This is a genomic window from Streptomyces sp. H39-C1, from assembly GCF_027158125.1.
Classification (GTDB): Bacteria; Actinomycetota; Actinomycetes; order Streptomycetales; family Streptomycetaceae; genus Actinacidiphila; species Actinacidiphila fildesensis.
In genome coordinates this window covers 21045-44993 of the sequence record NZ_JAPVLS010000001.1, presented here as the reverse complement: position 1 = coordinate 44993, position 23949 = coordinate 21045, and the positions used below count along the sequence as shown (strand labels likewise).

Below are 23949 nucleotides of genomic sequence, written 5' to 3'. Positions count from 1 at the left end.
TTCGCCGAAGGGAATGTTCCACGTGAAACCAGTCGATCCGCGTCTGCTCCGGTACGCCCGCGCCAGCCGCGTCTTCCTCGTGGCGTCCGTGGCCCTCGGCCTGGCCGGGGCGGGGCTGGTCGTCGCCCAGGCGATGCTCATCGCCGAGATCGTGGTCGGCGGATTCCAGCACGGTCTCGACGCCGGCGAGCTGCGCACTCCGCTGCTGCTGCTCGCCGCCGTCGCGGCCGGCCGCGGGATCGTCGCCTGGCTGACCGAGCTGTGCGCGCACCGCGCCAGCGCGGCCGTCAAGTCGGAACTGCGCGGCCGGCTGCTGGAACGGGCCACCGCCCTGGGCCCGTCCTGGCTCTCCACCCAGCGCACCGGCGAACTCACCACGCTCGCCACCCGCGGGGTCGACGCGCTCGACGACTACTTCGCCCGCTATGTGCCGCAGCTCGGACTGGCCGTGGTCGTACCGGTCGTGGTGCTGGCCCGGATCGTCACCTCGGACTGGGTCTCGGCGCTCACCATCGCGCTGACCCTCCCCCTCATCCCGCTGTTCATGGCGCTGATCGGCTGGGCCACCCAGGACCGGATGAACCGTCAGTGGCGGCTGCTCGCACGGCTGTCCGGGCACTTCCTGGACGTCGTCGGCGGCCTTCCCACCCTGAAGGTCTTCGGCCGGGCCAAGGCGCAGGCCGAGTCCATCCGCACCATCACCGACGAGTACCGGCGCGCGACCATGCGGACGCTGCGGATCGCGTTCCTGTCGTCGTTCGCCCTGGAACTCCTCGCGACGATCTCCGTGGCGCTGGTCGCCGTGGGCATCGGCATGCGGCTGGTCCACGGGGATCTGGACCTCTACACCGGGCTCGTCGTCCTGGTGCTCGCGCCCGAGGCGTATCTGCCGCTGCGGCAGGTGGGCGCGCAGTACCACGCGGCCGCCGAGGGGCTGGCCGCCGCGGACGAGGTCTTCGCCGTCCTGGAGACGGCTCCGGCCACCGCCGGGACGCTGCCCGCCCCCGATCTGCGGCACGCGGTCATCACCGTGGACGGTCTGACGGTGCACCACGAAGGCCGCGAGCGGCCCTCGCTCTCCGAGGTCTCCTTCACTGTCTCCCCCGGTGAGACGGTCGCCGTCGTCGGTCCCAGCGGTGTCGGCAAGACCACGCTGCTGGCCGCGCTGCTCGGCTTCGCGCAGCCGTCCGGCGGCCGGATCCTGGTCGACGGCACCGATCTGGCGTCTCTCGACCCCAGGAGCTGGCACCGGCAGATCGCCTGGGTCCCGCAGCGGCCGCATCTCTTCGCCGGGACCGTCGCCGAGAACGTCCGCCTGGCCCGGCCGGATGCCACCGACGAGCAGGTGCGGGCCGCCCTCCGTGACGCGGGCGCCCTCGACTTCGCCGGCCTGGACACTCCGCTCGGTGAGGGCGGCTCCGGAATCTCCGCAGGGCAGCGCCAACGGCTCGCCCTCGCCCGCGCCTTCCTGGCCGACCGTCCGCTGCTGCTGCTCGACGAGCCGACCGCCAACCTCGACGGTGACACCGAGGCGGCCGTGGTGGCCGCCGTCCGCCAGCTGGCGGTGGGCCGCACTGTCCTGCTCGTCGTCCACCGGCCGGCCCTGCTCGCGGTGGCCGACCGCACGATCCGGCTGCGGCCCGCGGCGGTCGAGGTGACCGCCGTCAGAGACCGGAGTCCCCTGGCAGCCCGTCAGGGACCGCTGTCGGCCGGCACGTCGACCACGTCGCCCGTCCTGCCCGTGGACGCGTCGCCCGCCGCCGATGGGGGACGTCCGCTGCGGCGGGTGCGCCGGATGGCGGGGCCGTTGCGCGGACGCTTCGCGCTGGCGCTGCTGTTGGGGGCGCTGGCGCTCGGGTCCGCGGTGGGTCTGATGGCGACGTCCGGATGGCTGATCAGCCGGGCGTCGCAGCAGCCGCCGGTGCTGTATCTGATGGTCGCGGTCACGGCGACGCGGACGTTCGGGATCGGGCGGGCGGTGTTCCGCTACGCGGAGCGGCTGGTGTCGCACGACGCGGTCTTCCGTTCGCTCGCGGATCTGCGGGTGGCCGTCTACCGGCGGATCGAACGGCTCGCGCCGGCGGGCCTGCGGGAGACGCGGCGGGGCGATCTGCTCTCCCGGCTGGTCGCGGACGTCGACGGACTGCAGGACTACTTCCTGCGCTGGCTGCTGCCCGCCGGTGCTGCGGCGGGTGTCTGTGTCGCGTCGGCGGCGTTCACCGGCTGGCTGCTGCCCGAGGCGGGCGTGGCGCTGGCGGCCGGTCTGCTGATCGCGGGCGCGGGTGTCCCGGCGCTGTCCGCCGTCCTGTCGCGGCGGGCCGAGCGGCGGCTCGCGCCGGCGAAGGGCGAGCTGTCGACGCAGGTCGTGGACCTCCTGACCGGTACCGCCGAGCTGACCGTGGCGGGCGCGCTGCCGGGCCGGCGGGAGCGCGCCGCGCGCTCCGACCGCATCCTCACCCGGATCGCCGCCCGGTCCGCCGCGACGACCGCGCTGGGCGCCGGACTGGCCGCACTGGTGTGCGGTCTGACGGTGGTGGCCTGTGCTTACGCCGGGATCCAGGCGGTACGGGACGGCCGGCTCGACGGGGTCGCCCTGGCGGTCGTGGTGCTCACCCCGCTCGCCGCGTTCGAAGCGGTCACGGGGATGCCGCTCGCGGCGCAGTACCGGCAGCGCAGCCGGGCGGCGGCGCTGCGGGTGCACGAGGTGCTGGACGCGCCGGATCCGGTCCGGGAGCCGGAGCGGCCGGCCGAGCCGCCGGCGCTGCCGTTCCCGCTGGTCGTCCGGGATCTGACGGCCCGCTACCCGGGCCAGGACCGGCCCGCGCTGGCCGGGCTGGACCTCGAACTGACGCAGGGCCGCAGGATCGCGGTGGTCGGCCCGTCGGGTGCGGGCAAGACGACCCTGGCGCAGGTGCTGCTGCGCTTCCTCGACGCGGAGAGCGGTTCGTACGCTCTCGCCGGTACCGAAGCGGCCGCGCTGGACGGCGACGAGGTACGCCGGCTGGTCGGTCTGTGCGCGCAGGACGCGCATGTCTTCGACAGCTCGGTCCGCGAGAACCTGCGGCTGGCGCGCCCGGCCGCCGATGACGACGCGCTGCGCGCGGCCCTTGCCGCGGCCCGGCTGGACGCGGACCTGGACACGCTCGTCGGCGAGCACGGGGCCCGGCTGTCCGGCGGGCAACGCCAGCGCCTCGCGCTGGCCCGCGCGCTGCTCGCCGACTTCCCCGTCCTGGTGCTCGACGAGCCGGCCGAGCACCTGGACCTGCCGACCGCGGACGCGCTCACCGCGGATCTGCTCGACGCCACCCGGGGCCGTACGACCGTGCTGATCACGCACCGGCTGGCGGGCCTGGCCGGGGACGCCGTCGACGAGATCGTCGTCCTCGACCGGGGCCGCGTCGTGCAGCGCGGTACGTACGCGGAGCTGGCCGCCGTCGAAGGACCGTTCCGCCGCACCCTCGAACGGGAGCGCGCCGCGGACCTGGCGGCGGACGCGGCCGGAACGACGGACGCGGTGGGCCTGGTAACGGTCTGACCGGCGGGGACAAAGCGGACCAAATACGCTGAGGGACATGGCAGACGACAGTGCGCCGACCACTCTCAGCTTCCAGGGCATGGCCTCCCAGATCACCGTGCGCCTGCCCGAGCTGCTGGAGGCCGTCGTCTCCGTCGGTACCGGCCTCGAGCTGCACACGACGCTGCGCAGGATCGTCGAGACGGCCGCCGAACTGGCCTCCGCCCGCTACGCGGCGCTCGGTGTGCTCAACGCCGACGGCACCGGCCTCGCCGACTTCGTCACCCACGGCATCGCCGAGGAGGACGCCGACCGCATCGGCGCCCTCCCGGACGGCCGTACGGGGTTGCTCGGCGAGCTCATCCGCCATCCGGTGCCGTTGCGGCTGGCCGACCTGACGAAGGACCCGCGGTCGTCGGGGGCCCCGCCGGACCACCCCCCGATGCACGCCTTTCTCGGGGTGCCGATCCGCGTCCACACCGAGGTCTTCGGAAACCTGTACCTGACCGAGAAGCGCGGTGGCGGTGAGTTCACCGAGGAGGATCTGCATGTGGTGCGGATCCTGGCCACCGAGGCGGGGATCGCGCTCGGCAACGCGCGGCTGTACGAGGCGACCCGTCAGCGCGAGCGCTGGATCAACGGCTCGGCCGCCCTCACCACCGCACTGCTGACGGGCGACGCGGCCGAGGACGCGCTGGACGTCGTCGCCGAGCAGGCCCGCAAGCTGGCCGAGGCCGCCGCCGGGCTGGTGCTGCTGCCGACCGCGGAGGGCGGTCTGGAGGTCGTCGCGGTCTCCGCGGACGAACCGGCCGGGATGCTCGGCACCGTCATCGAGGCGGCGAGCCCGGTCGCCGAACTGCTGCTGAACGGGGAGCCGGTCTTCGTCGACGACTCCTCCATGGACGTGCGGATGACCACGCATCTGGCGCCCCGGTTCGGGCCCAGCATGATGCTTCCGCTCAAGAGCAACGGCCGGGTGATCGGCACGCTCGCGCTGCCGCGCGAACGCGGCGGCAAGCTTTTCACCGAGGTGGAGCGCACGCTGGCCACCCAGTTCGCCGCGCAGGCCGCGCTGGCGCTGCTGCTGGCCGACGTTCAGCGCGACCGGGAGCGGCTGGCGGTCTACGAGGACCGCGACCGGATCGCCCGTGACCTGCACGACCTCGTCATCCAGCGGCTGTTCGCGACCGGTCTGATGCTGCAGGGCGCCCAGCGCCGCTCGGTGGTCCCGCAGGTGCGGGACGGGATCGGCAAGGCCGTCGACGAACTGGACGCCACTATCCAGGAGGTGCGCACCGCGATCTTCGCGCTCCAGCAGGCCCCCGCCGACGCGCCGGCCGGCCTGCGGACGCGGGTGCTGCGGGAGATCGGCACGGCGGCCGTACCGCTGGGCTTCCAGCCGTCCGTGCGGTTCGTCGGGGCGGTGGACGCGCTGGTCGGTGAGCTGACCGTGAAGAACCTGATCGCCGCACTGCGGGAGGTGCTGTCGAACGCCTTCCGGCACGCGGGCGCGAGCCGGATCGACGTGGTGATCGACGCGACGGTCACCCTTCCGGGCGACGCCGGGGGCGGCGGTGACGGCGACGCGGACGGGGACGGTGTGACCGGAGTGCGGCTGACGGTCACCGACGACGGGGTGGGCATCCCGGAGGACGGCCGCCGCAGCGGACTGAGCAATCTGGCGCGCCGGGCGGAGGCCCTCGGCGGGTCGAGCCGTTTCGGGCCGGGGCCGGACGGCGTGGGGACGACGGTCGTCTGGGAGGCGCCGCTGTAACGGCGGCTGTCCCGTGAGTTCCGTGCCGTCGGGTCCGTCCTGCCGGTTCAGTTGCTGCGGGCCGCCAGGATCCGCTCGATGATCCGGGCGACGCCGTCGTCCTCGTTGGCGGTGGTGCGGTGTGTGGTGGCGGCCAGGACCGCGGGGTGCGCGTTCGCGACCGCGTACGAGGTGCCCGCCCAGCTGAGCATCGCCAGGTCGTTCGGCATGTCGCCGAACGCGACGACCTCATCGGCCGACACACCGCGCTCCGCGCAGCACCGGGCGAGGGTGGTGGCCTTGCTGACCCCCGGGCCGCTGATCTCCAGCAGCGCGGACGCGCTGGAGCGGGTGATCTCGCCGTGCTCCCCGGCGGCGCTCAGCGCCATGGCGAGGAACGCGTCCGGGTCGGCGTCCGGGTGCTTGGCCAGCAGTTTCAGTACCGGTGCGCCGTTGTCGGCGAGCAGTTCCTCGGCGGGCGCGATCACCGCGTCGGGCATCGGGGCGTACGGCGGGTACGCGGGCTCGTACGAGAAGCCGTTCGTCCGTTCCACGGCGAAGGTCGTGCCGGGGACGGCCGCGCGCAGCGCGTCCACGACCGTGAGAGCGTCCTTCGTGTCGAGCGGGTACGCGGCGAGCAGCGTGCTGCGGTGCAGGTCGTAGACGGCGGCGCCGTTCGCGCAGATCGCCATCCCGTGCCGGGCGGTGTGCTCGGCGACGACGTTCATCCAGCGGGCCGGCCGCCCGGTGACGAAGAAGACCTCGATACCGGCCGCTTCGGCGTCCGCGAGCGCGGCGATCGTCCGGGCCGAGACCGTCTTGTCGTCACGCAGCAGCGTGCCGTCGAGGTCGGTGGCGATCAGCCGGGGCGTGCGGGCCGACGGGCGGGCGTCCGGGGACTGGGGATGCTCGGGGGCTGAGGTCACACCCCCCATCCTCCCGTATACGGCCACGACACCCGTACACAGGTACGGGCGCGCCGCGCCCGCGGACGGCCGCGGCAGGCCCCCCATGGCACGAGCGGCTCGTGCGGTCCGGTCAGCGGCCGACCTGGCGGGCCAGCCACGGTGAGAAGTTCGTGCCGGGGACCAGCTCCCGATAGGTCTCGTCGCCGGGAAGCGACACGATCAGCCAGCGCTGCAGAAACCGGGTCTTCACCCGCACCAGGCCGCGGTACACCGAGTCCAGGAACGCGGGGACGCTGTCACGCGGCACATCGTGGAACTCCACCCCGTCGACGATGATCTTTGCGTCGCCCTCGGAGTACAGCTCGATCTCCACCGCGGGTGATCCACCGAGTTCGACGTAGGCCTCGTGCGGCAGCGAACCGTCCGGATCGGCGACGGAGAACGCGCCCGCCCCGCTGCGGCGTGCGGACCGGTCGGCGCCGATGTCGTCGGTGACCCTGATCTCCAGGTTCTCCCGCCGCGCGATCTCGCGTACGGCGGTGACGGCGGCCTGGGTGGTGGGCAGCTGCTGGTGGCTCATGGAAATGATCATCCCTGGCCGTTCGGGCCGCCGGTCTGCGGGCCGTCCGTCCGCGGGCCGTCCTCGGAGGGGAGGCCGGCCAGGGTGTCCATGGTGCGGGCCCGCACTTCCCGTTCGGCGGCGGCGGCGATGAAGGCCGGGACGTTGCGGCGGCCGACCAGCTCGCGGACGGCGCCCACCGTGTCCGTCGGCAGCGAGACCGGGACGTGGGCCGGCTCCGCCGGGGGCGGCACGTCCGCCGCGAGATCGCCGAGGTGCCGTCTGACCTGCTCGGTGGCCATCATGCGCATCGCGCGGGCCAGTTCCGCGTCGATGGTCTGCTGGGCGAGCGGCCGCAGCCGCCGGACGAGGGACGCCGCCTCCGCGGCCTCCGCGTCGGTGGGCGGATGGTCCAGATAGCGCTGGAAGACATGCTCGGTGGTGAACTGCAGAAACCGCTCCGAGATGTACTCGACCTGGATCCGCAGCTCCCGCAGATGACCGGTGATCGCGGTCAGCGGGACGCCCGCCGCGTAGAGCTCGGCGGCGACCGCCAGTTCCTGGGGACTGGGGACGAGGAACTCGTCCTCGCTGCCGGGGACCGTCTCCAGCACCCCCAGGTCCAGGGCGTCGATGATCGCGGCCTGGTCGGGGACCCCGCCGAACGCCTCGGTCAGCTCGGCGCGGGTGATCCGCGCCGGAGTCTCGTCGGACCAGGGCCGGTCCACCTCGTTGACCAGGCCGAGGACCCCGCCGAGCCCGGTGCCCGCGTCCCACGCCTCCAGCAACTCCTTGATGCTGGCCAGCGTGTAGCCGCGCTCCAGGAGGTCGGCGATCTGCCGCAGCCGGGCCAGGTGCGTGTCGTCGTACACATTGGCCCGGCCCCGGCGTTCAGGTTTCGGCAGCAGCCCGCGGTCCTGGTAGCCCCGGATCGTCCGGACCGTGGCGCCGCTGAAGTGGGCCAGGTCCTCGATCCGGTAGGCGCGATGCTCGGCGGAGACGGTCAAACGGTCCTCCCTGGACTCACGAGGCGGCCGCGCGGCCTATCGCGCCCGCCGCGATCCGTGCCGCCGGGGAACTCGCCAGGTACTCGACAGCCCTGCGCAGAGACCCCTCCTGTGACGGATGGTACGACCGCCGGAGGTATCTGGGCATGGCCATGTTCAGCGCGGCCCAGGAGGGCAGCAGCCCCTTGGCGGCCGCCGCGCGGTGGTCGCGGAAGCGGTACCTGCCGTGCGGCAGCTGCGGATCGTGCCGCATCAGGTAGCGGGCCCCGGTCACCCAGAGATAGGCGAGCGCCGGCCAGGCGATGACCATGCCCTCCGCGCGGCGCAGATAGCGGGGCAGCCCCTCCCCGGCGACGTGCTGGTACATGTCGAAGGCGACGGCCCGGTGCTCGACCTCCTCGGCGCCGTGCCAGCGCAGCAGATCCAGCATCACCTCGTCGGTGCCGGCATCGTCCAGCGCTTCGGCGGCCAGGATCCAGTCCCCGAGCACCGCCGTGAAGTGCTCGATCGCGGCGATGAGCGAGAGCCGGAACTTCAGCCACTTGGCCCTCGGTATCGGTGAGCCGAACGGCGGCTTCTCCCCTAGGAGGACGTCGAACATCCACTCCACATGCCGGGTGTAGCGGTCGGTGTCGAGGTTCTGCTCGGCCAGATGCTCCAGGACGTAGGCGTGCTGCACGCTGTGGGTGGCCTCCTGGCCCATGAACCCCTTGACGTCCTTGAGCAGTTCCTCGTCCGTGACCAGGGGCAGGGCTTCCTTGAAGACCTTGACGAACCACCTCTCCCCGGCGGGGAGCAGCAGGTGCAGCACATTGATGACATGGGTCGCGGTCGGCTCGTCCGGGATCCAGTGCAGCGGCGTCCGCTTCCAGTCGAACGAGACCCGGCGCGGTTTGATCGCGTAGCTCATGGTGTCGTGACCTCCTTACAGGGCCTACCGGGGCTTAACGGGGGCTTACCGAGGTGTGCGGCGACTCGCCGGGGCTTACAGCGGCGGGTCGAGACGGGCCAGGCCGCGCAGCGCCCTGGGGGACAGTCGGCCCAGCAGCCGGGCGCCGCGCGCCTCAGGGGTGACGGGGACGACGGCGGAGTTGCGCATCACCGCGCGCACGATCGCCTCGGCGACCTTCTCCGGCGGGTAGTTGCGCAGCCCGTACAGCCGGGACGACCTGGCGCGGCGCCGCTCCTGCTCCGCGTCGGTGACCCCGGCGAAGCGGGTGGTCGAGGTGATGTTGGTGTTGACGATGCCGGGGCAGATGGCGCTCACCCCGATGTCGTGCGGGGCCAGTTCGGCGCGCAGGCATTCGCTGAGCATCAGCACGGCCGCTTTGGAGGTGCTGTACGCGGGCAGCGCGCGCGACGGCTGGAAGGCGGCGGCCGAGGCGGTGTTGACGATATGGCCGCCCTGGCCGCGGTCGACCATCTGCCGGGCGAAGAGCCGGCAGCCGTGGATGACACCCCACAGGTTCACGTCCAGCACCCGCTTCCAGTCCTCGGTGGTGGTGTCGAGGAAGGAACCGGCCAGACCGATACCGGCGTTGTTGACGACGACGTCGGGCACGCCGTACTCGGTGGCGGTCTTCTCCGCGAGCTTCTCCATGGCCTGCTCGTCGGAGACGTCCACGGTCTCGGCCCAGGCGCTCGGCGCGCCGATCAGCCGGGCCAGTTCCGCGGTGCGGGCCGCGGACTCCGCGTCCCGGTCCACCGCGATGATCCGTGCCCCCGCCTCGGCGAAGGCGAAGGCGGTGGCTCGTCCGATGCCGCTGCCGGCGCCGGTCACCAGCACCAGCTGGCCTGCGAACCGCTCACCGGCCGGGCCGGGCTTCTCCGGGGTCTTCCGGGCCGGACGGCCCTCTTCGTTGGACGTCACGAACTCACCGATCCACTGGGCGATCTGATCCGGGCGGGTGCGCGGCACCCAGTGCTTGGTCGGAATGGTGCGGCGCCGCAGGTCGGGGACCCACTGCTCCAGCTCGTCGTAGAGCTTCTCCGACAGGAACGGGTCACCGGTCGGGGTGATCAGCTGCACCGGCACATGGGCGTAGGCGTCCGCGCGCGGCGCGCGCAGCCGGTCCCTGACGTTGTCCCGGTAGAGCCACGCGCCGTGCGCGGCGTCCTCGGGCAGCGAGGCCGTCGGGTAGTCCGCCGAGGAGATCTTCTCGGCGCGGGCGAGCAGCTTGGGCCACTGCCTGCCGAGCACTCCGCGCCAGGCCAGCTCCGGCAGCACGGGGGTGTGCAGGGCGTACACGTACCAGGACTTGGCGCCCTGGCCGAGGAGCTGGGCGAGCCGGCGCGGGGTGGGCCGTGCGACGCGCTGCTTGATCCAGTGGCCGAAGTGGTCGAGGGAGGGGCCGGAGATGGAGGTGAAGGTGGCGATCCGGCCCTCGGTCCGCCCCACCGTGGCGAACTCCCAGCCCTGGACCGAGCCCCAGTCGTGGCCGACGAGGTGGACCGGCCGTTCCGGGCTGACGGCGTCCGCGACGGCCAGGAAGTCGTCGGTCAGCTTCTCCAGCCGGAAGCCGCCGCGCAGCGGTTCCGGCGCCGTCGAGCGGCCGTGGCCGCGCACGTCGTAGAGCACCACATGGAAGCGGTCCGCGAGCCGGTCGGCGACCTGGGACCAGACCTCCTTGCTGTCGGGGTAGCCGTGCAGCAGCACCACGGTGGGCAGCGACGCGTCCCCGTACTCGGCGACGCACAGCTCCACCCCGTCCCCCGCCACCCGGCGTTCGCGCGCCGCCCCCGGCCCGCTGCCGTTCCCGGTCCCGTCTCCCGCGCCGTCCCGGCTCATACGGCCAGCCCCGCTTCCTTCCACCGCTTCACATGCGGCAGTTCGTCGTCCAGCCAGTACGCGTCCGTCGCGGTGACCACGAGGATCTCCTCGAACTTCGCCCCGGTCCCGCGGAATCCGAGATGGGGCTCGACCGCCCACAGTCCGGGCTGCGGCGGGTGGTCGGACATCCGGTACGGGCTCCACAGCGGGGACCAGCCGTCCCGGTGGCCGTGCAGCGCGTCCTTCGCCAGCCCCTTGAGGCTCTGGATGCCGAAGCCGGCGATCTGCGGGGACCAGCGCCGCTCCCGCACGCGGTCGACCTTGTGCGCTATGACGCCGAACGGATAGGCGCGGTGGCGGTTGGCGTACCCCTGCTTCGCCATCAGCTGGTCCACGTCCTCGTAGATCGCCCGCAGCGAGCGGCGCTCGCGCACCTCACGCAGGATCAGCTCACGGTGCTCGCGCAGATCAGCCAGCAGCCGGTCATGGACCGGGTTGAGGCCGAGGCAGCCGGAGTACCCGATGTCGGCGGTGTACCCCTTGTAGATCGGGGCGGTGTCCAGGATGAAGGGCATCCCCGGCTCCAGCCGGCGCTGCGTGGGGAAGAACTGCAGCGGCACCTTGAAGCCGGTGAAGGCCGTCCGGTCCCCGAACCAGGCGAACGGCAGATGGAACCAGTCCCGCACGCCCCGCTCGCGCAGCCACTCCCGCATCATGCGGGCGGCCTCCCGCTCGGTCACGCCCGGTTTCAGCTGCGCCGCGACCGCCTCGGCGCACGCGTACGCCAGCCGCTGCACCTCCCGGAACCCGTCCAGCCCGTCCGGATTCCCGCCCCGCCCGTCCGAACCGTCCAGTACGTCCGACCCGTCCGATGGATGACTCATCACTACCGCCCACCCCTCAGTACGGCACCCAGCACGGCATGCGCCAACCCTGACATCGATGAATGTGACATCACTTCATGGCAGGGTCAAGAGTGCCCGCACCGCCTGTGGAAAACTCCGGGCCACCGCTGTCCCGGACCGCCATGACCCTGACATCCGTCCCGCGCTCGGAGGACATCCCCTACGGGAGGTCAGCCCGCAGGACTACCCCGATGGGGCCCCGGAGGGGGACGCTCCGATGTGGTCCGCGCCACTACCGTCGACAACGTGACTGTGATCGTGACCGAAAGCCTGAGCAAGCGGTACCCAAGGGTGACCGCCCTGGACCGGCTCTCCGTGGACATCACCCCCGGCGTGACCGGGCTGGTTGGTGCCAACGGGGCCGGCAAGTCGACCCTGATCAAGATTCTGCTGGGTCTGTCCCCGGCCACCGAGGGCCGTGCCGCCGTGCTCGGACTCGATGTGGCCACCGAAGGCGCGGCCATCCGCAGTCTCGTCGGGTACATGCCCGAACACGACTGCCTGCCGCCCGATGTGTCGGCGACCGAGTTCGTCGTCCACATGGCGCGGATGTCCGGGCTGCCGCCCGCCGCGGCCCGCGAGCGCACCGCCGACACCCTGCGCCACGTCGGGCTGTACGAGGAGCGGTACCGCGCCATGGGCGGCTACTCCACGGGCATGAAGCAGCGCGTCAAGCTGGCGCAGGCACTCGTGCACGATCCGAAGCTGGTCCTCCTCGACGAGCCGACCAACGGCCTGGACCCGGCGGGCCGCGACGAGATGCTCGGACTGATCCGCCGGGTCCACAGCGACTTCGGCATCTCCGTCCTGGTCACCTCGCACCTTCTCGGCGAGCTGGAACGCATCAGCGACCACGTCGTCGTCATCGACGGCGGAAAGCTGCTGCGCTCCTCCTCCACCAGCGACTTCACGCAGGCCACCGCCTCGCTCGCGGTCGAGGTCACCGACACCGACCGGCACCCGCACGGCACCGACGCGCTGCGCGTGGCGCTGACCGCACTCGGGGTCTCGGTGCAGGGCGAAGGCCCTGGATCCGGCGGCGCGAACATCGGGCACATCCTGCTGGTCGAGATGGACGGCGAGGCCACCTACGACCTCATCCGGGACGCGGTCGCCGAACTCGGCCTGGGCCTGGTCCGGATGGAACAGCGACGGCACCGGATCGCGGAAGTCTTCAGCACGGACGACGCGACGGACGACGCGACGGACGACGACTCCGACGTCCTCGAGACCGCAGGCGCCACCGGCAGCCGACCGAAGAAGGGAGGCAGCCGAGATGCAGCCTGACACCGTTCCCGCACCCGTACCCGCCCCCGCATCGCCGGAGGCCCAGCGCAGCGCCGATGTCATCCACAACATCGGCTACCGGCACTACGACGGCCCGCGCCTCGGCCGCGGCTACGCCCGCGTCTCGCTCTTCTCGCAGAGCCTGCGCGGCGCCTACGGCCTCGGCCGGTCGGCGAAGTCCAAGGTGCTGCCGATGCTGCTGTTCGCCGCGATGTGCGCTCCGGCGCTGATCATCGTCGCGGTCGCCATCGGCACGAAGATGACCAAGCTGCCCATGCAGTACATGCAGTACACGATCTTCCTGCAGATGGTCATCGCGCTCTTCGTCGCGGCCCAGGCCCCGCAGTCCGTCTCCCGCGACCTGCGGTTCAAGACGACACCGCTGTACTTCTCGCGCCCCATCGAGCGCATCGACTACGTCGCCGCCAAGTTCGCGGCGATGACGGCCGCGCTGTTCATCCTCACCGCGGTGCCGCTGGTCATCCTCTACGTCGGCGGGCTGCTGGCGAAGTTCGGCTTCGCCTCCCAGACAGCCGGATTCGGGAAGGGAATCGTGGCCGCTCTCCTGCTCTCCCTGCTGCTGGCGGGCATCGGCATGGTCATCGCCGCCATCACGCCGCGCCGCGGCTTCGGCGTCGCCGCGATCATCGCGGTCATCGCCATCTCGTACGGCGCGGTCAGCGCGGTCCAGGGCGTCGCCTACAGCCAGGGCAACTTCGACGCGGAGGGCTGGTTCGGCCTCTTCTCCCCGATCAGCCTGCTGGACGGCGCACAGTCCTGGTGGCTCGGCGCCACCGTCTCGAACCCGGGCAACTACGGCCCGCCCAATGCCTTCGCGGGCATCGTCTACCTGCTCGTGCTCCTCGCCGTGATCGCCGGCTGCTTCGGCCTGCTGATGCGCCGCTACCGGAAGGTCGGACTCTCGTGACGACGATCACCATCGACAACGTCTCGCGCTGGTTCGGCAACGTGGTGGCGGTCAACGACGTCACCATGTCGATCGGCCCCGGCGTGACGGGCCTGCTCGGCCCGAACGGCGCGGGAAAGTCCACGCTCATCAACATGATGGCCGGCTTCCTCGCCCCGTCCACCGGCTCCGTCACCCTCGACGGCACGCGGATCTGGCGGAACGAGGAGGTGTACCACCACATCGGGATCGTGCCCGAGCGGGAGGGGATGTACGACTTCCTCACCGGCGCGGAGTTCGTCCTCGCCAACGCCGAGCTGCACGGACTGCCGGACCCCGGCGCCGCCGCCCACCGGGCGCTGGCGACCGTCGAGATGGCGTACGCGCAGGACCGCAAGATCGACACGTACTCCAAGGGCATGCGGCAGCGCGTGAAGATGGCCTCGGCTCTCGTCCACGACCCGTCGGTGCTCCTGCTCGACGAGCCCTTCAACGGCATGGACCCGCGCCAGCGGCTCCATCTCATGGACCTGCTCCGGCAGATGGGCGCCGACGGCCGCACCGTGCTGTTCTCCTCGCACATCCTGGAGGAGGTCGAGCAGCTCGCGAGCCACATCGAGGTCGTGGTGGCCGGCCGGCATGCCGCCTCCGGTGACTTCCGCAAGATCCGCCGCCTGATGACGGACCGCCCGCACCGCTACCTCGTACGGTCCAGCGACGACCGGCAGCTGGCCGCCGCGCTCATCGCGGACGCGTCGACGGCCGCGATCGAACTCGACTGGTCCGAGAAGGCGCTGCGCATCCAGGCGATCGACTTCTCCGGCTTCACGGAACTGCTGCCGCGCGTCGCCCGCGAACACGGCATCCGGCTGTACACGGTCTCGCCGTCCGACGAGTCCCTGGAGAGCGTCTTCTCCTACCTGGTCACGGCGTAAGCGGCCCAACGGCCTTAAGGAGCCCACAGCGATGTACAACCCCACCGTGGCCCGGCTCACCTTCCGGGCGCTGCTCGGCAGGCGCCGCGCACTCATCCTCTTCGCGCTGCCCGCGCTGCTGATCGTCATCTCCGTCGCCGTGCGCGCCCTGGCCGGTGTGGACGACAACGTCACCAGCGACCTGCTGGGCGGCTTCGCGCTCGCGACGATGGTGCCGCTGATCGGCGTCATCGCCGGTACCGGCGCCATCGCGCCGGAGATCGACGACGGCTCGATCGTCTATCTGCTGGCCAAGCCGCTGAAGCGGCCGTCGATCATCCTGACGAAACTGACCGTCGCGATCGGCGTCGCCATGGCGTTCTCGGCCATCCCGACCTTCATCGCCGGTTACATCCTGAACGGCAACAGCCAGCAGCTCGCGGTCGCCTACGGCATCGCCGCGGCCGTCGCGTCGATCGCCTACGCCGCGGTCTTCCTGCTGCTGGGCGTCGTCACCCGGCACGCCGTGGTGGCGGGGCTCGTCTACGCGCTGGTCTGGGAATCCCTCATCGGCAACCTCGTCCCGGGCGCCCGCACCCTCAGCGTCCAGCAGTGGTCGCTGGCACTGGCGCAGAAGATCGGGGGCGGCGACATCGTGCAGTCCGACGTCGGGCTCCCGGTCGCGATCGTCCTGCTCGTCGCGGTGACCGTCGCCGCCACCTGGTTCGCCGCGCAGCGGCTGCGCTCGCTGACCCTGGCGGGCGAGGAGTAGCCGGGCATCGACGGACGGGAGGGGCGGGGGCCGGGGGTCAGACCTTGCGGTCCCTGCCCGCGCCCAGTCCCGCGGCGAGCTGCGCGCCGCACAGCAGCAGCATCAGCACGATCGGGGCGGTCCAGCCGCCGCTGCTCTGGTAGAGCGCGCCGGCCGCCAGCGGTCCGGCGGCGGCGAGCAGATAGCCGACGCCCTGGGCCATGCCCGACAGCCGTGCGGCGGTGAACGCGTCCCGGCTGCGGAGCACGATCATCGTCAGCGCCAGCCCGACGGCGCCGCCCTGGCCGACGCCGAGCAGGGCGGCCCACGCCCAGGCGCCGCCGACCGGGTCCACCAGGAGCCCGACGTATCCGGCGGCGGTCAGACTCACGGCGACGGCCACCAGCGGACCCTGGTTGCGCATCCGGCCCGCGAGCAGCGGGAAGACGAACGCGCCCACCACCTGGATCAGGTTGCTGACGGCGAAGACGACCCCCGCGGTGCCCTTGCTCATTCCGTGGTCGGTGAGGATCGTCGGCATCCACGCGATGACGACGTAGACGAGCAGCGACTGCAGGCCCATGAAGCAGGTGACCTGCCAGGCCAGCGGCACCCGCCGGAGCCCGGCGTCCCGGACCGGAACCGGGCTGTTCGTCCGGGGAGCGGCGGCCGCGGCGAAACGGGTCCTGCGGGACAGCACCACCTGCGGGAACCAGACCGCCGCGGCGACGGCCGCCGGGAGGGCCCAGAACGCCAGGGCGGCCTGCCAGCTGCCGCCGAACGACTTCTCCAGGGGGACGGACACCCCGGCGGCCGTCGACGCGCCGATGACCATCGCGCAGGTGTAGAGCGAGGTCATGCTCGCGGCCCGGTGCGGGAAGTCGCGCTTGATCAGGCCGGGCATCAGCACGTTCAGCAGGGCTATCGCCGTTCCCAGCAGGATGCTGCCGGCGAACAGTGCCACGACCGAGGACAGCGACCGCACCACGATCCCGGCAGCCAGCGCCGCCAGCGCGGCGAACAGCACCTGTTCGGTGCCGAACCGCTGCGACAGCCGGGGCGCGACCATCGAGCCGAGCCCCAGGAAGAGCACCGGCACCGACGTGACCAGGCTGCTCACCGTCGAGGAGAGCCCGTAGTGCGCGCTGACGTCGCCGACCAGCGGCGCCATGCTGGCCAGCGCGCCCCGCATGTTGAGCGAGGCCAGCACGATGCCGGCCAGCAGCAGTACGGGGTGGGAGAGCAGCCGGGGCGACCCGGACGGGTGGCCGGGCTCCGCGTCGACGAGCGGGACGGTGGCGGTCGGACGTGCCAAGGCGGGCCCCTTTCCAAGGGTGGTGGCGAGGTGATTCAGCTGGTCGGGTGGTCCGGTGCCGCGGCGAGGAGGGCTTCGACCGCACGCAGCGGCTCCCGCAGCAGCGCCCGCGCGGCGCTGTCGGCGGCCTGCGGGTCCCCTGCCTCGATGGCGTCGACCAGCGCGGTGTGCGCCGCCAGGTCGATCGGCGGCATGTCGCTGTCGCCGACCGCGGCGAGGAGTGTCTCGCGGACCGAGGAGCTGAAGTAGCGGTAGACCTCGGTCAGCGCGGCATTGTGCGCGGCCTCCACGACGTACTGGTGGAAGCGGACGTCGTCGTCGGCCTGCGCCCCACCGGTCAGTTCCGCGCCGTGGTCGTGCACGCTGCCGAGCGCGGAGCGCATCCGCTCCAGGTCCTCCGGCGTCCGCCGGGCGGCGGCCAGCCGGGCGCCTTCCGCCTCCATCGCGATCCGCAGCTCCAGCACGTCGCGGATACCGGCCCTGCGCATGCCCAGGAGCACGGCGGCGGGGTCGGCCCGGGAGATCACGTAGGTGCCCTGGCCCTGCCGTGACTCCAGCTGGCCGGCGTGCGCGAGCACCCGGACCGCCTCGCGGACCGTGTTGCGGCCCACGCCGAGCAGGTCGGCGAGCTCGTGCTCGGTCGGAATGCGCATCCCGACCTGCCAGGTACCGGCGGCGAGCTGCTCGCGGAGCTGCTCGACGACGGTGTCGACCAGGGATCTGCGGTCGGCTGCGTGGAGTGTCATCCGGTCATCCTACAACTGCATCCGTGACTCATTCGAGTGAGGTTGTTGAAAGTTAAATGGAATGGAGTTATGGTGAATGAAGTTGAACGTTGAACTACTCGTAAGGAGCACATCATGGGACTCTTCAACCGCACCAAGACCACCACGGGCAGCACCGCGGGCGTCGCCGTGGCGACCGGCCCCGCCGCCGGCGACCTCTCGCACCTCACCGGCGAGTACACCGTCGACCCGACCCACAGCGAGATCGGCTTCTCCGTCCGGCACGCGATGGTCACCACCGTCCGCGGCCAGTTCGCCGAGTACGAGGGCGCGCTGCACCTCGACGGCAGCAACCCGCACCTGTCCACCGCCGAGCTGGTCATCAAGGTCGCCAGCATCGACACCAACCAGGCCCAGCGCGACGAGCACCTGCGCACCGGTGACTTCTTCGACGCCCCGGCCTTCCCGGAGATCACCTTCCGCTCCACCGACGCCGAGCGCCTCGGCGAGGACTCGTACCGCATGACGGGCGACCTCACCATCAAGGGCACCACCCGCCCGGTCACGCTCGACCTCGCCTACAACGGCTCCGCCAAGGACCTGTACGGCAACGAGCGCGTCGGCTTCGAGGGCACCGCGAAGATCGACCGCACCGACTGGGGCCTGAACTACAACGCCGCCCTGGAGACCGGTGGCGTCCTCATCGGCGAGCAGGTCAAGCTGCGCTTCGACATCTCCGCCATCAAGGGCGCCTGACACCCCCTGCCGGGTGTGCGCGATCAAGAACGTCCGAAACGCGATTGGCCGGGTCAGCCGGCCCTGACAGATGATGTGGGGGATGGCCGCAGAGCAGGACACCCCGATCCCCGTCGAGCGCCGCCGCATCACCCTCCAGGGTGTGGGGCGCTTTGGCGCTTCCTGGGTGCGTTCCTCCCCCGGGACCCACATCTGGCTGCTGATCCTGACGATCACGACCTGTGTGGTCGCCGTCGTGTCACCCCACGTGCGGGCGTACCTGCTGCACCACGTCAGCACCAACCTCATCGAACTGCGGCAGCACCCGGTCCGGGTGCTGCTCGCCAGTGCCCTGTGGGTGGCGACCCCGTCCGGCTTCGCCATCTACTTCGTCTTCTACGAGCTGATCCACGCGCCCGCCGAACGCTGGATGGGCACCTGGCGCTGGCTCGTCGTCGTCGCCACCGCGCACATCGGGGCCACGCTCGTCAGCCAGAAGGCCGTACTGTTCGGCATCCATTACGACCGGCTGCCGCGTTCCCTCGCCCACACCGTCGACGTCGGGGTCAGCTACGGGATGGCCGGTGTCGTCGGCGTGCTGACGTACCTGGTGCCGCGTCCCTGGCGGTGGGGCTATCTGCTGGGGATCCTGACGTTCTTCACCGTGCCCGTCCTCACCAGCCGCACCTTCACCGACCTCGGGCATCTCACGGCCGTTCTCATCGGCCTGGCCTGCTACGGGCTGACGCCGACCGCGCGGAAGCCGGACGGCCCGCACCGGCCGGAGCCCCGTAACGGCCGTCGGCCGGTCAGCGACCGCCGGCCGGCGGAAGCGCCCGGCACAGCGCTTCCAGAGCGCCGCTGAACGCATGGTCGGACGGCGTGCCGTAGCCGACGACCAGCCCGTCCTGCACATCCATCGCGCTGTCGGGATGCCGGTATCCGGCCAGGCCGTCCAGGACGAGACCGTGCCGCGCCGCGGCACGGACCGCGGCGCTCTCGGTGCCGGGCGGAAGTTCCAGCACGGCGTGCAGCCCGGCCGCGACGCCGGAGACGCCGATGTGCGGGGCGCGCTCGGCCAGCGCGGCGACGAGCTGGTCGCGCCGCAGGCGGTAGTGCTGCCGCATCCGGCGAACATGGCGGTCGTACGCGCCGGAGGCGATGAAATCCGCGAGGGTCAGCTGGTCCAGGGCGCCGGCCGTGGCCTCCCGCTCGCCCTTGGCCGCCACCACCTGTTCCACGAGCGGTCCCGGAAGCACCATCCAGCCCAGCCGCACCGCCGGTGACAGGCTCTTGCTGACCGATCCGAGGTAGACGACGCGTTCGGGTTCGAGGCCCTGCACCGCGCCGACCGGCTGCCGGTCGTAACGGAATTCCCCGTCGTAGTCGTCCTCCAGGACGATGCCGCCCGTCGTCCTGGCCCAGTCGACGACGGCCGCCCGCCGATCCGGGCCGAGCGGACCGCCGGTCGGGAACTGATGGGCGGGGGTGAGCAGCACGGACTTCGCGCCGCTCGCCGCCAGATCCCTGGTCCGTGCGCCCTCCGCGTCGACGGCCAGCGGCACCGTACGCATCCGGGCCGCCGCCAGGATGCCGCGGTGGAAGGCCAGCCCGTACGCCTCGACGGCCATCGGGCCGCGCAGCACCTGGACCAGCAGCCGCAGACCATGGGCGAAGCCCGAGCAGACGACGACCCTGGCGGGGTCGGTACGCACCCCGCGGGCGCGGGCGAGGTACTCGGCCAGCGCCTCGCGCAGCTCGGGGCGGCCGTGCGGGTCACCGGGACCGAACGCCTCGGTGGGCGCGGCGGTCAGCGCGCGGCGGGCGGAGGTGAGCCAGGCGGCGCGGGGGAAGCTGCCGGCGTCGGGCTGGCCCTGCAGCAGGTTGTACGCGGGCCGCGCGGTGCGCGGGGAGGGTGCGGCGACGGCGGGGGCCGGGTTCGGCTTCGGTGGCGCGGTGCGCGGCGCGACGCGGGTGCCGGAGCCCTGGCGGGCGGTGAGCCACCCCTCGGCGACGAGTTCGGCGTACGCCTCCGCCACGGTGTTGCGGGCGATGCCGAGGTCGGCGGAGAGCGAGCGGTAGGGCGGCAGCCGGGTGCCGGGGGTGAGCCGGCCGGTGCGGATCGCCTCGCGTAGCGCCCGCATCAGCGAGGCGCGCCGGCCGCCGGGGCCGGTCAGCTCCAGATGGAGATCGCTGCCGATGGACCCGTCGGGACCCGGCCCCGCACCGTCAGCCGCACGCGCATCCCCACCCGCCGGATTGACCCTGCGAACCGTCATGGGAACGCACGCTACTCCCGGTCGCCCTAGGAGGTGATGGCGAAGAGCCGTTCCAGGACGACCGCGATGCCGTCCTCGTCGTTCGAGGTGGTGACCTCGTCCGCGACGGCCTTCAGTTCGTCGTGCGCGTTGGCCATCGCGACGCCGTGCGCGGCCCACGCGAACATCGGCAGATCGTTCGGCATGTCGCCGAAGGCGATGGTGTCGGCGGCCGTCAGGCCCAGCCGGCGGGCGGCGATGGAGAGGCCGGTGGCCTTGCTGAGGCCGAGCGGCAGCAGTTCGACGATGCCCTCGCCGGCCATCGTCACCCCGACCAGATCGCCCGCGACCTCGCGTGCGACCCGGGCCAGACCGTCGTCACCCAGGCCCGGGTGCTGGAGGTAGAGCTTGTTGAGCGGGGCGCTCCACAGCTCGCTGTCGTCCTGCATGTGGATGACCGGCAGCTCGGGGTTGTGCTGGTACCCCGCGCCGATCAGGACCTCGCCGTCCAGGCCGTCCCGGCTCGCGGCCAGGAAGAGCGGGCCGATCTCGGCCTCGATCTTGGCCAGCGCGAGTCCGGCGAGCTGGCGGTCCAGCGTCACGGACGTCAGCAGCCGGTGTTCACCCGCGTGGTAGACCTGCGCGCCCTGCCCGCACACCGCCAGGCCCTCGTAGCCCAGGTCGTCCAGGATGTGCCGGGCCCAGGGCACGGAACGGCCGGTGACGACGATGTGCGCGGCGCCCGCCGCGGTGGCCGCGGCGAGCGCCGTCCGCGACCGTTCCGAGACGGTGTGGTCGCTGCGCAGCAGCGTGCCGTCCAGGTCGGTGGCGATCAGCCGGTACGGGAGGGGCGCGGAGGAGCTCACTTGCTGACCGGCTCCAGGAACTCACGGCCGCCCAGGTACGGGCGCAGGATCTCCGGGACCCGGACCGAGCCGTCGGCCTGCTGGTGGTTCTCCAGGATCGCCACGATGGTGCGCGGTACGGCGCACAGCGTGCCGTTGAGCGTGGCGAGCGGGCGGGTGCCGTTCTCGTCACGCAGCCGGATCGACAGCCTGCGGGACTGGAACTCGGTGGTGTTCGACGTCGAGGTCAGCTCGCGGTACTTGCCCTGGGTCGGGATCCACGCCTCGCAGTCGAACTTGCGCGACGCCGAGGAGCCCAGGTCGCCCGAGGCCAGCTCGATCACCTGGAACGGCAGTTCCAGGGCGGTGAGCCACTGCTTCTCCCACTCCAGGAGCCGCTGGTGCTCGGCCTCGGCGTCCTCCGGCGTGGTGTAGACGAACATCTCGACCTTGTCGAACTGGTGCACCCGGATGATGCCGCGGGTGTCCTTGCCGTACGACCCGGCCTCGCGGCGGTAGCAGGGCGAGAAGCCCGCGTACCGCAGCGGCAGCTTGGCCGCGTCGATGATCTCGTCCATGTGGTACGCGGCGAGCGGGACCTCGGAGGTGCCGACCAGGTACAGGTCGTCCTTCTCCAGGTAGTACACGTCGTCGTCGACCTGGCCGAGGTAGCCGGTGCCGGCCATGGCCGCGGGCTTGACGAGGGTCGGGGTCAGGATCGGGACGAAGCCGGCCGCGGTGGCCTGCGCGATCGCCGCGTTGACCAGGGCCAGCTCCAGCAGCGCGCCGACGCCCGTCAGGTAGTAGAAGCGCGAGCCGGAGACCTTGGCGCCGCGGTCCACGTCGATGGCGCCGAGGATCTCGCCCAGTTCCAGGTGGTCCTTGGGCTCGAAGCCCTCGGCGGCGAAGTCGCGCGGCGCACCGAGCTGCTCGAGGACGACGAAGTCCTCCTCGCCGCCGATCGGCGCGTCCGGGTGCACGAGGTTGCCGAGCTTGAGCAGCAGGCTCTGGGCCTCCTGCGCGGCCTCGTTCTGCTCCGCGTCCGCGGCCTTGACCGCGGCCGAGAGCACGCCGGTCTTCTTCAGGAGTTCGGCCTTCTCGTCCCCCTGGGCCTTGGGGATGAGCTTGCCGAGCTGGCGCTGCTCGGCGCGCAGTTCGTCGAAGCGATGACTGGACGACCTGCGCCGCTCGTCGGCGGAGAGGAGGGCGTCGACGAGCGCGACGTCCTCTCCACGGGCGCGCTGGGAGGCGCGCACACGGTCGGGGTCCTCACGAAGCAGGCGAAGGTCAATCACGGCTACAGGCTACCGGGGCGGCGGGGTCCGACGCGACAAGTTAAGGGCTTTTGGTGGCGTTATGTCCGTTTCTGGGAAAAGGGGAGCGAAATGCAATAACGGACAAAAGGGTGCCGTCAACCGAATTCACCGCATCCCTCCATCGGGGCACCGCCCTTGTGGAGAACGGGAGTTGGGAGGGGGTGCGGACCCGAGTTATCCACAGGTGGATGGGGATTCTTTTCCTTTGTCCACAGGTTGTGTGTGCGAACTGTGGAAGACGGAGTTGATCGTTCCGGACGCCCGGTGCTCGGCGAAGGATTCCCGGTCCAAACCCTCTTAACACTCACTTTCGAGTGAGAAGTGTTCCCCCTATAGAGTTGATCAGAGGAATTGGGCTGACGAAGGGTGACCTGGGCCACTGTGGACGGGCTCGGTGCCTGTGTGCCGATTTGTCGACTAGGTCAGATTGGTCTGTCGACTTATCCCCAGTTATCCCCAGGCTGGACCTCGGGCCTGTGGATAACTCAGTGGACAACTACGGGGACACCGGCGGGCCGCCTTGGAGGGCAGCTCAGCCCCGCCCGTCCAGCGCCCGGCCCAGCCAGTCGGCGGCGTCGGTGAACTCGCTGTCGGTCGTGCCGGGGCGTACCTGGGGACGGACCTCGTCGGCCCGCGGGTACGAGCCCAGGAACCGGACCTGCGGGCAGATCCGCTTGAGCCCCATCAGCGCCTCGCTGACCCGCCGGTCGGTGATGTGCCCCTCGCAGTCCACCGAGAAGCAGTACCGGCCGATGCCCTCGCCGGTCGGCCGGGACTCGATGCGCACCAGGTTCACACCGCGCACCGCGTACTCCTGCAGGAGCTCCAGCAGCGCGCCCGGGTGGTCGTCGCCCAGCCAGAAGACGGCCGAGGTCTTGTCCGCGCCGGTCGGCGCCGCCGGGCGGGCCGGGCGGCCGACCAGGACGAAGCGCGTCGCCGCGTTCTTCGCGTCATGGATCTCGGTGACGAGCGGTTCGAGACCGTACGTGGACGCCGCGAACTCGCCCGCGAACGCGCCGTCGAACCGGCCCTCCTGCACCAGCCGCGCCCCGTCCGCATTCGACGCCGACGACTCCCACAGCGCGTCCGGCAGCTGGGCCCGCAGCCACTTGCGCACCTGCGGCTGGGCGACCGGGTGGCCGGTCACCGTCTTCACGTCCTTGAGCTTCGTGCCCGGCCGCACCAGCAGCGCGAACGCGATCGGCAGCAGGACCTCGCGGTAGATCATCAGCGGCACGCCGGTCGCCAGCTCGTCCAGGGTGGCGGTCACGCCGCCCTCCACCGAGTTCTCGATGGGCACCAGCGCCCCGCCGGCCTCGCCGTTGCGCACGGCGTCCAGCACGGCCGGCACCGACACCATCGGGACCAGCTCCCGGGTCGCCGCCTCGGGCAGCGTTCTGAGCGCGGCCTCGGTGAAAGTGCCTTCAGGACCCAGATAGGTGTAGCGGCTAGCCGACATACCGTCACCCTAATGCGCCGG

General features: G+C 71.8%; 20 protein-coding genes. 8 read left to right on the top strand and 12 right to left on the bottom strand.

Annotated features, from left to right (window positions below; translation table 11 throughout):
- Positions 1-22: 22 nt before the first annotated feature.
- Entirely contained in the window at positions 23-3535 is a 3513-nt protein-coding gene (gene cydD / locus O3W51_RS00210; RefSeq protein WP_138351125.1) for a thiol reductant ABC exporter subunit CydD, read from the top strand.
- A 37-nt stretch (positions 3536-3572) separates the two neighbouring features.
- Positions 3573-5288 (top strand): sensor histidine kinase, encoded by a 1716-nt coding sequence (locus O3W51_RS00205; protein ID WP_138351124.1) that lies wholly within the window; start codon positions 3573-3575, stop codon positions 5286-5288.
- 47 nt (positions 5289-5335) lie between these two features.
- On the opposite strand, the gene O3W51_RS00200 is transcribed toward O3W51_RS00205, so the two are convergent.
- The 6 genes from O3W51_RS00200 to O3W51_RS00175 form a co-directional block, all read right to left on the bottom strand.
- Entirely contained in the window at positions 5336-6193 is an 858-nt protein-coding gene (locus O3W51_RS00200; protein ID WP_381584511.1) for a Cof-type HAD-IIB family hydrolase, read from the bottom strand.
- Between the two features lie 112 nt (positions 6194-6305).
- Positions 6306-6755, bottom strand: coding sequence for a hypothetical protein (locus O3W51_RS00195; RefSeq protein WP_138351122.1), 450 nt, complete (start codon positions 6753-6755; stop codon positions 6306-6308).
- An 8-nt stretch (positions 6756-6763) separates the two neighbouring features.
- Entirely contained in the window at positions 6764-7741 is a 978-nt protein-coding gene (locus O3W51_RS00190) for a MerR family transcriptional regulator (RefSeq protein WP_138351121.1), read from the bottom strand.
- Positions 7742-7757: 16 nt separating this feature from the next.
- Positions 7758-8651, bottom strand: coding sequence for a metal-dependent hydrolase (locus tag O3W51_RS00185; RefSeq protein ID WP_269282679.1), 894 nt, complete (start codon positions 8649-8651; stop codon positions 7758-7760).
- Between the two features lie 75 nt (positions 8652-8726).
- Positions 8727-10529: an SDR family oxidoreductase gene (locus O3W51_RS00180; protein ID WP_269282676.1), complete on the bottom strand. Its 1803-nt coding sequence runs from the start codon at positions 10527-10529 to the stop codon at positions 8727-8729.
- A complete protein-coding gene (locus O3W51_RS00175) occupies positions 10526-11395 on the bottom strand; it encodes a M24 family metallopeptidase (protein WP_198357229.1) in 870 nt (289 codons plus the stop codon). Before O3W51_RS00175 ends, O3W51_RS00180 begins: the two co-directional genes overlap by 4 nt.
- A 273-nt stretch (positions 11396-11668) precedes the next feature.
- Here O3W51_RS00175 and O3W51_RS00170 point away from each other — a divergent pair, with 273 nt between their 5' ends.
- From O3W51_RS00170 to O3W51_RS00155, 4 genes are read left to right on the top strand one after another with little or no spacing between them, the layout of a single operon-like run.
- Complete coding sequence (locus O3W51_RS00170; RefSeq protein ID WP_381584722.1) at positions 11669-12703, top strand: ABC transporter ATP-binding protein; 1035 nt, start codon at positions 11669-11671, stop codon at positions 12701-12703.
- Positions 12693-13631 (top strand): ABC transporter permease subunit, encoded by a 939-nt coding sequence (locus O3W51_RS00165; RefSeq protein WP_138351116.1) that lies wholly within the window; start codon positions 12693-12695, stop codon positions 13629-13631. Before O3W51_RS00170 ends, O3W51_RS00165 begins: the two co-directional genes overlap by 11 nt.
- A complete protein-coding gene (locus O3W51_RS00160) occupies positions 13628-14545 on the top strand; it encodes an ABC transporter ATP-binding protein (protein ID WP_138351115.1) in 918 nt (305 codons plus the stop codon). Before O3W51_RS00165 ends, O3W51_RS00160 begins: the two co-directional genes overlap by 4 nt.
- Positions 14546-14576: 31 nt before the next feature.
- The gene (locus O3W51_RS00155; RefSeq protein ID WP_138351114.1) at positions 14577-15296 is read left to right on the top strand and encodes an ABC transporter permease; all 720 of its coding nucleotides are present in this window, start codon (positions 14577-14579) and stop codon (positions 15294-15296) included.
- 37 nt (positions 15297-15333) lie between these two features.
- Here the strand turns inward: O3W51_RS00155 and O3W51_RS00150 are convergent, their stop codons facing one another.
- Together O3W51_RS00150 and O3W51_RS00145 are read right to left on the bottom strand one after the other, a co-directional pair.
- The gene (locus O3W51_RS00150) at positions 15334-16590 is read right to left on the bottom strand and encodes a CynX/NimT family MFS transporter (protein WP_381584505.1); all 1257 of its coding nucleotides are present in this window, start codon (positions 16588-16590) and stop codon (positions 15334-15336) included.
- A 35-nt stretch (positions 16591-16625) separates the two neighbouring features.
- Positions 16626-17336 carry a FadR/GntR family transcriptional regulator gene (locus tag O3W51_RS00145; protein WP_138351113.1) on the bottom strand — a complete coding sequence of 237 codons (711 nt, stop codon included), beginning with the start codon at positions 17334-17336 and terminating at the stop codon, positions 16626-16628.
- Between the two features lie 114 nt (positions 17337-17450).
- Here O3W51_RS00145 and O3W51_RS00140 point away from each other — a divergent pair, with 114 nt between their 5' ends.
- Positions 17451-18071 (top strand): YceI family protein, encoded by a 621-nt coding sequence (locus tag O3W51_RS00140; protein WP_138351112.1) that lies wholly within the window; start codon positions 17451-17453, stop codon positions 18069-18071.
- Positions 18072-18153: 82 nt separating this feature from the next.
- Positions 18154-18915, top strand: coding sequence for a rhomboid-like protein (locus tag O3W51_RS00135; protein ID WP_187144943.1), 762 nt, complete (start codon positions 18154-18156; stop codon positions 18913-18915).
- On the opposite strand, the gene pdxR is transcribed toward O3W51_RS00135, so the two are convergent.
- The 4 genes from pdxR to pheA form a co-directional block, all read right to left on the bottom strand.
- Positions 18860-20194 (bottom strand): MocR-like pyridoxine biosynthesis transcription factor PdxR, encoded by a 1335-nt coding sequence (gene pdxR, locus O3W51_RS00130; RefSeq protein ID WP_138351329.1) that lies wholly within the window; start codon positions 20192-20194, stop codon positions 18860-18862. The two genes, O3W51_RS00135 and pdxR, sit on opposite strands and share 56 nt — an antisense overlap.
- A gap of 161 nt (positions 20195-20355) precedes the next feature.
- Positions 20356-21174, bottom strand: coding sequence for an HAD family hydrolase (locus tag O3W51_RS00125; protein ID WP_138351111.1), 819 nt, complete (start codon positions 21172-21174; stop codon positions 20356-20358).
- Positions 21171-22448: a serine--tRNA ligase gene (gene serS, locus O3W51_RS00120; protein WP_138351110.1), complete on the bottom strand. Its 1278-nt coding sequence runs from the start codon at positions 22446-22448 to the stop codon at positions 21171-21173. The genes O3W51_RS00125 and serS overlap by 4 nt, the downstream gene beginning before the upstream one ends.
- A gap of 553 nt (positions 22449-23001) precedes the next feature.
- A complete protein-coding gene (pheA, locus tag O3W51_RS00115) occupies positions 23002-23928 on the bottom strand; it encodes a prephenate dehydratase (protein ID WP_138351109.1) in 927 nt (308 codons plus the stop codon).
- Positions 23929-23949 lie beyond the last annotated feature (21 nt).